Here is a 9,872-nt window from a genome sequence, read left to right as displayed (position 1 = left end):
CGCCACAGCGCACTCGACGGACTACCTCCGACCAGCCGCCTGTAACCAACGTCGTGGCCGAGTACACCTAGTGGCAGTCTTGACCGGTTCGCTCACACCCGCGCTCATGGTGCTACAAGTAGGCATTACCGTTGCAGTTTACGGATGGGCTCTCCATTCCTTGCGCAGCGGCCATCAGAAGCCCGTCTGAGGCCGTCCCTAGTTGTCCAGAAGGCGGCCGAGCACACCAGGAGAAAGCGCTGTTTACCGTGACACCGGCCGCGCCGGCCGACCTCGATGAACTGTCCGAGCTGATGGCTATGGCCTTCCAGTCGGATCCACCCATGCAGGCCGCTATGGGAACCACGGACCCGGCCGTCATGGTGGAACGCGGCCCGTGGCTGTTTCGTGGTCTGCTCAACGGTGGAGCCATCCAGGCCGGGACGGTGGACACGATTCGGGAGGGCCAGCAGATCATCGGTGCGGCTGCCTGGTACGCCCCGGGGCACCATGGGCCCACGATCCCCGGCCTCGTGACGCACGCGCGGGACTTCCACCGCGCGCTGGGAACCGGAGGGATGGTCCGCGCCCTCAAGATTGAAGCGGAGATGGCCAAGTACCGGCCGACGACGCCGCACTAGTACCTCCATGCCATCGGCGTCCACCCGGATGCGAGGGGCCAGGGGGTGGGTGCCGTGCTCCTGGACCACCGCCTGAACCAGGCCGACCGGGCGGGCCAGCCCGCGTACTTGGAGTCCTCGACCGCCCGGAGCGGGAACCTCTACCGGCGGCACGGTTTCCAACCGATGCGACGTATCCAACTCAATGAGCGGGCGGCACCGTATTCCATGTGGCGGCCCGCCGCCCAGTGACAACCTGGTACCAAGAGTGCCTGTCTCGGGAGGATCCGACGTGCCTAGGCTGAGGGACATGAGCATTCCCATGATCACTTTGAACAACGGAATCGAGATCCCCGCACTGGGCTTTGGGGTCTTCCAGTCCCCGCCCGAGGAGACCACGGCCGCCGTCGCAAGCGCCCTGAAGACGGGGTACCGGCACATCGACACGGCCGCTGCCTACGGGAACGAACGCGAGGTGGGTCAGGCCATCCGCGAATCGGGTCTGGATCGGTCTGAAGTTTTCATCGAGACCAAGGTCTGGATCAGCGACTTCGGGTTCGACGAAACGCTGCACGCCTTCGACAAGGCGGCAGGCAAGTTAGGCGTGGAGCAGATCGACCTGCTGATCCTCCACCAGGCCCTTCCGGAAACCTTTGACCGGACCATTGCTGCGTACAAAGCCCTTGAGCAGTTGCTGGCGGACGGCAAGGTGCGCGCGATCGGCGTCAGCAACTTCATGCCCGATCACCTGGACGGCCTGCTCGCGGAGGCCACCGTGGTTCCGGCCGTGAACCAGATCGAGATCCACCCGTACTTCCAGCAGCGTGAGTTGCTGGAGAAGAACGCGGAACTGGGCATCGTGTCCCAGGCCTGGTCACCGATCGGTGGCATCACCTTCTACCCCGGCTGGGGTGACGACAACCGCAAGTCCACGCTGGAGGACCCGGAGACCGTGGCCATTGCGGAGGCCCACGGCAAGTCCCCCGCGCAGATCATGCTGCGGTGGCACCTGCAGGAAGGCCGCCAGGTCATCCCCAAGTCCGTCAAGGAGCACCGAATCGCGGAGAACTTCGACGTGTTCGACTTCGAGTTGAGCGACGACGAACTGGCCCGCATCGACGCCCTGGACACAGGGGTCCGCGGCGGTCCTGAACCGGAGGACGTCACGCTCGACAGCTTCGGGATGGACATCCCCGAGGCATGAGTCCTTCACGCTCCCAGGCCATGGCCGCGCACCGGGCACTGTGCGCGGCCATGGTGTCCGGTGACCCCGCCAGGCTGGATCCCTTGCTGGCCGACGAATACACCCTGACCCACATGACCGGCCACGTGCAGCCCAAGACCGAATGGCTCGGGGAGGTCGAAGCCGCGACCATGGCCTACCACTCGATCCGCGATGCGGACGTCGTGGTCGAAGTTCACCCGGAATCCGCGACGGTCGACGCACGCACCCACACGGATGCCACCATCTGGGGCTCACGGAACACCTGGCGGCTGCGGCTGCGCACGGATTTCGCCCCGCGCGACGACGGCGCATGGGTTTCGCTGAAGACGGTGGCCTCCACCTGGTAGGGGGGTGCGGTCAGTTCGAGCTGGTCACCAACTCCACCAACGCATCCCCGTACCGCTCCAGCTTCTTGGCACCCACGCCGCTGACACCCGCGAGACCGCGGACGCTGCTTGGGCGTTCACGCGCAATGGCGATCAGTGTGGCGTCCGGGAACACAATGTAGGCCGGAACGTTCTGCTCCTTGGCCTCTTGCGCCCGCCATTCGCGCAACGACTCGAACAGCACCGCCTCCGGGCCCGACAGGTCCGCCGTCGTCGTCGAACGTCGACCGCGGACGCCGGAGGATCGCTGTTTGGGTTGGCTGCGCCGTAGTTCAAGTTCCTGCTCACCGCGGAGGACGGCACCCGCGCCGGGCCCCAGGGCCAGCGTCCCGTAGTCCCCCACCGACTCCACGATGTTGCGTGCCAGCAGTTGCCGGATGACCCCGCGCCACTCGGTCACGCTGAGGTCCGCGCCGATCCCCCACACCGTGAGTTCCTGGTGGCGGGAGGCCGTTGAGCGGTCATTGGGTTTGCCGCGCAGAATGTCGATGATCTGCCCGGCGCCGAAACGCTGATCCCGTTCACGGTTCAGCCGGACGATGGTGGACAGCAGTTTCTGAGCGGCCACCGTCGCATCCCAGCCCGTGGGCGGCGTCAGGCAGTTGTCGCAGTTCCCGCACGGTTCGGCGTCCTGCCCGAAGTAGCGCAGGATCTGCACGCGGCGGCAGGTCAGGGACTCACACAGCCCCAGCATGGCGTCCAGGTGGGCTCGCTGCCCGCGCTGGTGCTGTTCGGAGCCGTCGCCGTTGTCGATCATGCGGCGCAGTTGAACCACGTCGTTGAGACCGTAAGCCAACCAGGCCGTGGCCGGTAGCCCGTCTCGTCCCGCGCGGCCGGTTTCCTGGTAGTACCCCTCCACGCTCTTGGGGAGATCCAGGTGTGCCACGAACCGCACATCCGGTTTGTCGATGCCCATGCCGAAGGCGATCGTGGCCACCATGACCACGCCGTCCTCCCGGAGGAACCTGGCCTGGCGTTCCGCGCGCTGCGTTTCGCTGAGCCCCGCGTGGTACCCCAACGCGTCCAGGCCCTCCTTGCGCAGCGCTTCGGCCGTCTGCTCCACGCTGCGCCGGGACAGGCAGTAGACGATCCCGGAATCACCGTCGTGTTCGGCGCGAAGCAACCGCAGCAACTGCGAGCGCGCGTTGTCCTTCTCCACGATCCGGTACTGGATGTTCGGCCGGTCGAAGCTCGACACGAAATGCCGTGCCTGCGCCATGCCGAGCCGCTCGGTCAGCTCCGCGTGGGTCGCTTCCGTGGCGGTGGCGGTCAAGGCGATCCGCGGCACCTCGGGAAAGCGTTCAGCCAGGACCGAGAGCCCCAGGTAGTCCCGCCGGAAGTCGTGGCCCCACTGAGAAACACAGTGCGCCTCGTCAATGGCGAACAACGCAAGCCGGCAGCGGGCCAGAACGTTCAAGGTATGTTTCTGGACCAGCCGTTCGGGTGCCATGTAAACCAGGTCCAGTCGGCCGGCCAGGAGATCTGCTTCCACCGCATCGGCTTCCTCGAAACTCAGAGTCGAGTTGAGGAAGGCGGCCTTGACACCCACCGCAGCCAGCGCGTCCACCTGGTTCTGCATGAGCGCGATCAGCGGAGAAATCACCACTCCCGTACCGGGCCGGACCAGCGCGGGGATCTGATAGCACAGTGACTTCCCGCCCCCCGTGGGCATCAGGACGACGGCGTCTCCCCCACCGCTGACGTGCTCCACGATCTTTTCCTGGTCACCACGAAAGGAGTCGTACCCGAAGACGTCATGGAGCACCTGGAGCGGGGTCGTGGTGTCAGCGGGAGGGGAAGAATTCACCCGACCAATTTACAAGGCCAGCCCCGGCCCTTGGCGCTGACGAACATGGGTCAGAAGAAGCCCTACCAGAACCGGGCCCACGGTTGTCACGGGTATCAGCATGGTCACCGTGAGGAGGGTGGACATTCGGAACGGTGCGTTCTGAATCCCGAGGTACCACCAACCGCCCAGAAACAGGCCAATCAAACTGGGCAGAACACTCACTCCCCGAAGCCAGAGCCGCCGGAACGGGACGAACACCAAGGTGCAAAACGTGACACCCACGTTGGTCAACACCCACGTGGCTCCACCCATGAGTACCAGTCCCAAAGGTTGGCCCCACAGGTTACCGGTCACCGTGCCAGGGACCGCGGTGTCGCCCAGCAGCAGGGGCCAAGCACTCATCGAAAGAGTTGCGGCAAAGCCCACCAAGGGTCCGATCAACACCAGGAGCGGAACTGCCGCTCGATCGGGGACGCCTAAGTCCTCCTTGTCGTAATCGAACCCGAAGTACGGCCACAACAGCGTGAACGCCACCCAGGTGCAGCATCCAATCATCGCTCCGTCATCGATCACATTGAATTGTCTGTCCTCAATCAGCCCACGGGCGCCCAGTCCGACAATGATCGTGGCCAGAACAGCCACAATTGCGGTAGCCAGGATCTGCGAGCGAAGGCCCTGTAGGAAGGTCGTCCTGCTTCCCTTCGCCGGGTCACGTGGGGTCCGAGACGACGTGGGCACAAGGCCGTACCCGTCGGGTGCTTGCTGATAGGACACCGTGACCTCGCTGTTCCGTTCGGGGACCACGTCCTGAGCGCCGACCGTGATCCCATCGCCTGCAGTTTGACGCACTGGCCTTGTTGAACGCCCACCGTGACCGGGCCCAGCTTCGGTTTGTCTAAGGCTGCCACGGGTCTGCACCCGCGACCGCCCCTGGTCACCGGAGTCAGGATCAGATCACCGTGGACTGCAATGTGCTGCGGTACTTGCCCCGGAAGAGCCGCCTGGTGGCCGGATCCAGGAACCAGAGGTACGCGCCGTAGGCGATGGCGATGACGGCGGCGATCGTGCGTCCCGAGCTGAGGTCGATGTCCAGGTACGGGAACACGTCCAGCTGGTCGGACACGGCGTAGATCATGAAGAAGGCCGAGAGGAAAAACAGAACGTCCACCTGCCAGTCCGACCGAATGCCAGTCACGGCGAACAACGGGATCAGCCACACCACGTACCACGCCTGAATCATAGGTGCGAAGATCACGATCGCCGCGAAAGCCCAGGTCAAACGGCGAATGATCTTCTGGTCCCGGCCCACGAACATCATGTACAGGATCACGGGCACCGCAAGCATCTGCCCCAGGCTGTGCACCAGGTCCATCGCCTTGCCGCCGTCACCACCCAAAATTCCGGCCACGCCGTTGGCGATCAGCCCGAGCATCCCCACCGGGGCGTACCAGATGAACACGGATCCGGGGGTGGACATGGCGGAGACCCACCCAAATCCGAAGTCCGAGACAAATCCCATCAAGGCCAAAATCCCCACCGACCAGGCCAGGGTCAGCGCCCAGATCGCGAACCGACGCGTCCAGGAGGCACCCTTGCCGGCCCACAGCAACCCGATGAACGGCAGGAAGACCAAGGTGATCGGTTTGATCGCAATGGACATGGTGACCAGGAAGGCACCAAGAAGGCCACCGCGCCAGTCCCGCCATGTGGCGGCGGCCAGGGTGCCCCCCAAGGCCAGGGCGATCATGATCGCGTCGTTGTGGGCGGCCAGAATGAAGTTGACCAGTAACAAGGGGTTGGCCACGGACAGCCACAAGGCACGTGTTTCGTTGATGCCGTGCAATCTAGCCAGCCGCGGAACCATCCAGGCAATGGCCGCCACGGACAGGATGCAGAGCCCGCGGAACAACAGCACCGACTCGTCCGGTTGGGCGCCGGTGATTGCCACCACGCCCTGCTCCATCCACAGGAACAAGGGCCCGTACGGTGGCGGGGACTCACTCCAGAGCTGGTCAGCGCCCAGCTGGAAAAAGTTCTCGATCGTGGAGACCCCGTACTCGTAAGGGTTCAGCCCGGACTGCATCACGCGTCCCTGCCCGATGTACGAGTAGATGTCCCGGCTGAACATGGGGATGGCAGCCATCATGGGCAGGGACCACGAAATCATGGCCGCATTGACCCATTTCCGGGTGTCCGGTCCCCAATGGTTCAGTTTCTGCCCCAGTCGCAGCCACTCGCGGACCAGGAGCATGCCGCCCAACGCCACCAGGATGATGGAGACGATCGCACCCGGGGTGGTGAACCGCAGCGCGATGACCACGGGGTTCTGCCGGATCTCGGAGACGGCAGCGAGCCACCCCACACCCAAGGAACCGATGAACAGCAGGATCGACCCCACTGCTCCTGCAATGACGGTTCGTAGCGGGGATTTGCGCAACCGCTGCTGGGCCGCCGGGCCCACGCCCTCCGTCGTCGTGTCGGCGGAAGCGGAGACGCCGGTCTCGCTACTGTCTGCAGTCACTGGTCCCCTCTGAGATTCGGGCGCCCACCCCGGCGCGAAGGCACCGGCCTGCCGGACGGCGAGGAGGTGACAGCACCCGTCGTCGGGAGTGGGGGTCGGCGCGATAGGTCATCGGTCATCCTACCGGGGAGCACGGGACGTAACCCTTCAGCCGCACCCCGGGCACCTGGCATTAAAGTTGCCGCGTGGCTATTTCCAATGAACGAATCGTGTGGATCGACTGCGAGATGACCGGGCTGTCCCTTGAGGCCGACGCCCTGATCGAGGTCGCGGTCCTGGTGACCGATGATCAGCTCAATGTCCTGGGCGACGGCGTGGACGTCGTGATCGCACCCGACCAGGCTGCCCTGGAGCAGATGAACGATTTTGTGCGCAACATGCACACGACCTCCGGGCTGCTGGAGGAACTGCCGCACGGCACCACCATGCAGGACGCCCAGGACCAGGTCATGGCCTACATCCGCGAGTGGGTCCCCGAGCCGGGCAAGGCCCCGCTGGCCGGCAACTCGGTGGGCACGGACCGCACGTTCCTGGTCCGGGACATGCCCGAGCTGGTGGAGCACCTGCACTACCGCGTGATCGATGTCTCCACCATCAAGGAGCTCTCCCGCCGTTGGTACCCGCGCGCCTACTTCCAATCCCCTCCCAAGACGGGCAACCACCGTGCGCTGGGAGACATTCAGGATTCGATCGACGAGCTGCGCTACTACCGCGGCGCCGTGTTCGTCCCGGCCCCCGGCCCGTCGTCGGATGCCGCCCGCAAGGTGGCCGCGGAAATCACCGCGCACCGCACCGGTTCCACCCCCGAATCCACCCAGAACGACGGCGAAGAGTAACCACCGCGGGCGCGGCACCGACACCCGTTCAGATGGGTTATAGTGGTCCGCGTTGCTTTCACGGACTGTGCACGAGTTGTGCAGTCGTGACGCGAACATGGTGGGCGTAGCCCACGGGGCGGAGCGCCGGGGTGGGGCCGCGGGGGGCGGGGTCCCCCCCCCCGCCCCCCCCCCCACAGAACCCCCCCCGCCCCCCGGGCGGGGGCCGATTTCTTTGTTTCCACTCCCCTGGTTCCAATTGCCCGTTCCCGTCAAGAACCCGGCAACCTCCAGAAATCACTACTGGTTGCCCATGGTGAGTGATTAACATCACGTCTTAGAAGGCACTCCGTCATTCGGTCCGTCGTCCTGCGGGGGTCGGCCGCCATTACGGCCCGCAGGGGATGGATCACCGCCGTCGGCCCTGGGTCGGCTCTGACGTGGAGGTCTTCGTGGACCCGGATTTCCCCACGTGGCTACGCGCCACGCATCTGATCAATTTCGTCCTGATCGGCATTCTCCTGCGCAGCGGCGTGGAGATGCTGTCCTCACTCCCCCGGCTCTGGTGGCGAAATGACTGTGCCCCCGGAACGGAATGGCTGAAATTCACCCGCCGCAAACTGCCCCAGGAAGAAGGGGTTTACACCTCGCTGATGGATGAGCGCTCCGTCAGCCCCGTCTTCGCGCTCCCCGGGCACGAGAACATCGGCCTTGGCCGACACTGGCACGGGTTGGGCGTGATGCTGTGGGTGCTCAACGGCGTGATCTACGTGATTCTGCTCTTTGCCACCGGCCTGTGGAGCAGAATCATCCCCACGTCCTGGGATGTCTTCCCGCGGGCCTGGGAGTCGTTCACGATTTACCTGGGCTTCGGAATCCCGTCCATTGAGCACTTCACGCCGTACGACGCACTGCAGCAGTTGGCGTACACGGGCGTCATTTTCGTGATTGCCCCGTTCATGATCCTGACGGGCATCGCCATGTCGCCGTCGATCCGGATCCGCTTCCCCTGGTACGTGCGCTTGTGGGGTGGCCACCAAGGGGCGCGGTCCCTGCACTTCCTGGCCATGGTGGCCATGAGTGTCTTCATCGTCATTCACGTGGGACTGGTGTTCCTGGTCCACCCCGAATACAACCTGCCGCACATGGCCTTCGGTGTGAACGATCCCTCCCGCTATGCCCAGGCCTTCACTGTTGCGGTGCTCACGGTGGCCGCGGTGATCGCGTTCTGGATCGCACTGAGCTACCTGACCCTGGCCGACCGCGCGCGGGCGCACCGATTCCTGGTGCCGTTCACGGAGATCGGACGGAAGTTCGGGCTGGGGTGGGTACACCTCAAACGCACACCCCACACGGTGTACCGCGAGAAGAACATCTCCCAGTTCCACTGGACCAACGGCCTGCCGCCCACGCGGGACGAATCCGAGGAATGGATCCGGTACAAGGAGAACGACTTCCAGGATTTCGTCATCACCATCCGGGACGAGATCAACGACCGCGAGCGCGTGGTCACCCTGGACGAGATCCGTGCCCTTCCCAAGGTCGAGTACACGGCCAGGACCAGCTGCATGCAGGGTTGGTCGGCAACCGCCCTGTGGGGCGGGGCCAAACTGACCGACGTCATGGGTCTGCTGGGCCCGAAACCGGACGCGGCGCGGTACGTCATGGCAACCTCCTACGGGCTGGCGCAGAAGATGTACGACAACCGACCGCGTGAGCCGTTCTACTCCTGCATCGGCTTGGAGGACGTGGAGGAGGAATCGACCTTCCTTGCCTACGAACGCAACGGGCATCCGCTGGATCTGCACCTGGGCGCACCGCTACGGCTGCGCGTGGAAACCAGCCACGGTTACAAGATGACCAAGTGGGTGGCTCAGGTAGCCTGGATCGCTGACTACGCTGAATACGGCGACGGCCGAGGCGGTACTCGCGAGGATTCGGCTCTGCAGGCCTTCAACGGAAGGATCTGACGACTTCAGGAAGAGGCAGGATGATCATGACCACCGTGTACGAATTGGACGGCGTGAGCAGTGACGCCGACACCAAGAAGGTCAAGAGCAAGGTCTACGACGTCGACGGCGTCGGGGCGGTGGCTTTCGAGATCACTCCCGAGCAGACCTTGATGTTCCTCAAGCACAAGGAGGACGTGGTCCTGGACTCCACCGCGATCGGTCAAGCAGTTGCCTCCGCCGGAGAATTCCGGGTTCTCCGCGAGGAGCGCGACTACAGCTGATCCCTGGCAATTCGGCAGGGCTTGACCCAGGTCATTCCGCGCCCCCAGGGCGCTTCCTAGGCTCGATCTCAGAAGGCCCACCGCTACGGCAGGTGGGAAGAGACCACCGTCTGCGCCTTCTGAGACGGATGGTGCCGTTGCCACGGCAGCGGCAGGCGGGAGCGAGAGAGGCCGACACCGCTCACTCCCGCCACCACAGCAACGACGAAGGGGGGGGGCCCCCCCCCCGCGGGGGGGCGGGGGGCCCGGCGGGGGGGGGGGGGCGGGCGGGGGGGCGGCGCGGCGGGCGGCGGGGGGGGGGGCT

Annotated in this window: 10 protein-coding genes; 7 read left to right on the top strand and 3 right to left on the bottom strand. The window is 65.0% G+C overall.

The window, feature by feature from the left end; translation table 11 throughout:
- Window positions 1-248 precede the first annotated feature (248 nt).
- From GWK18_RS12545 to GWK18_RS12530, 4 genes are read left to right on the top strand one after another with little or no spacing between them, the layout of a single operon-like run.
- Window positions 249-620 (top strand): hypothetical protein, encoded by a 372-nt coding sequence (locus tag GWK18_RS12545; RefSeq protein WP_166835635.1) that lies wholly within the window; start codon window positions 249-251, stop codon window positions 618-620.
- 12 nt (window positions 621-632) lie between these two features.
- Complete coding sequence (locus GWK18_RS12540; RefSeq protein WP_348535956.1) at window positions 633-851, top strand: GNAT family N-acetyltransferase; 219 nt, start codon at window positions 633-635, stop codon at window positions 849-851.
- A 58-nt stretch (window positions 852-909) separates the two neighbouring features.
- Entirely contained in the window at window positions 910-1,803 is an 894-nt protein-coding gene (locus tag GWK18_RS12535) for an aldo/keto reductase (protein WP_123826512.1), read from the top strand.
- Window positions 1,800-2,171, top strand: coding sequence for a nuclear transport factor 2 family protein (locus GWK18_RS12530; RefSeq protein WP_123826511.1), 372 nt, complete (start codon window positions 1,800-1,802; stop codon window positions 2,169-2,171). Before GWK18_RS12535 ends, GWK18_RS12530 begins: the two co-directional genes overlap by 4 nt.
- A 10-nt stretch (window positions 2,172-2,181) precedes the next feature.
- Here the strand turns inward: GWK18_RS12530 and recQ are convergent, their stop codons facing one another.
- The 3 genes from recQ to mptB all read right to left on the bottom strand — a co-directional run bounded on the left by recQ (window position 2,182) and on the right by mptB (window position 6,520).
- Window positions 2,182-4,017, bottom strand: a complete 1,836-nt coding sequence (gene recQ / locus GWK18_RS12525; RefSeq protein WP_123826510.1) for a DNA helicase RecQ — start codon at window positions 4,015-4,017, stop codon at window positions 2,182-2,184.
- A 9-nt stretch (window positions 4,018-4,026) separates the two neighbouring features.
- Window positions 4,027-4,572 (bottom strand): hypothetical protein, encoded by a 546-nt coding sequence (locus tag GWK18_RS12520; RefSeq protein WP_166835633.1) that lies wholly within the window; start codon window positions 4,570-4,572, stop codon window positions 4,027-4,029.
- A gap of 376 nt (window positions 4,573-4,948) precedes the next feature.
- Entirely contained in the window at window positions 4,949-6,520 is a 1,572-nt protein-coding gene (mptB, locus tag GWK18_RS12515) for a polyprenol phosphomannose-dependent alpha 1,6 mannosyltransferase MptB (protein ID WP_348535955.1), read from the bottom strand.
- A gap of 185 nt (window positions 6,521-6,705) precedes the next feature.
- Here mptB and orn point away from each other — a divergent pair, with 185 nt between their 5' ends.
- The 3 genes from orn to GWK18_RS12500 all read left to right on the top strand — a co-directional run bounded on the left by orn (window position 6,706) and on the right by GWK18_RS12500 (window position 9,568).
- Window positions 6,706-7,356: an oligoribonuclease gene (orn, locus tag GWK18_RS12510; protein ID WP_166835631.1), complete on the top strand. Its 651-nt coding sequence runs from the start codon at window positions 6,706-6,708 to the stop codon at window positions 7,354-7,356.
- Window positions 7,357-7,787: 431 nt separating this feature from the next.
- Window positions 7,788-9,305 (top strand): molybdopterin-dependent oxidoreductase, encoded by a 1,518-nt coding sequence (locus GWK18_RS12505; protein WP_348535954.1) that lies wholly within the window; start codon window positions 7,788-7,790, stop codon window positions 9,303-9,305.
- A 26-nt stretch (window positions 9,306-9,331) separates the two neighbouring features.
- Entirely contained in the window at window positions 9,332-9,568 is a 237-nt protein-coding gene (locus GWK18_RS12500) for a hypothetical protein (protein WP_166835627.1), read from the top strand.
- The last annotated feature ends 304 nt before the right edge of the window (window positions 9,569-9,872 follow it).

This window comes from Kocuria sp. JC486, assembly GCF_011602805.1.
GTDB classification, from domain to species: Bacteria; Actinomycetota; Actinomycetes; order Actinomycetales; family Micrococcaceae; genus Kocuria; species Kocuria soli.
The sequence above is the reverse complement of the archived record's forward strand: the minus strand, read 5'-3'. Positions and strand labels throughout refer to the sequence as shown.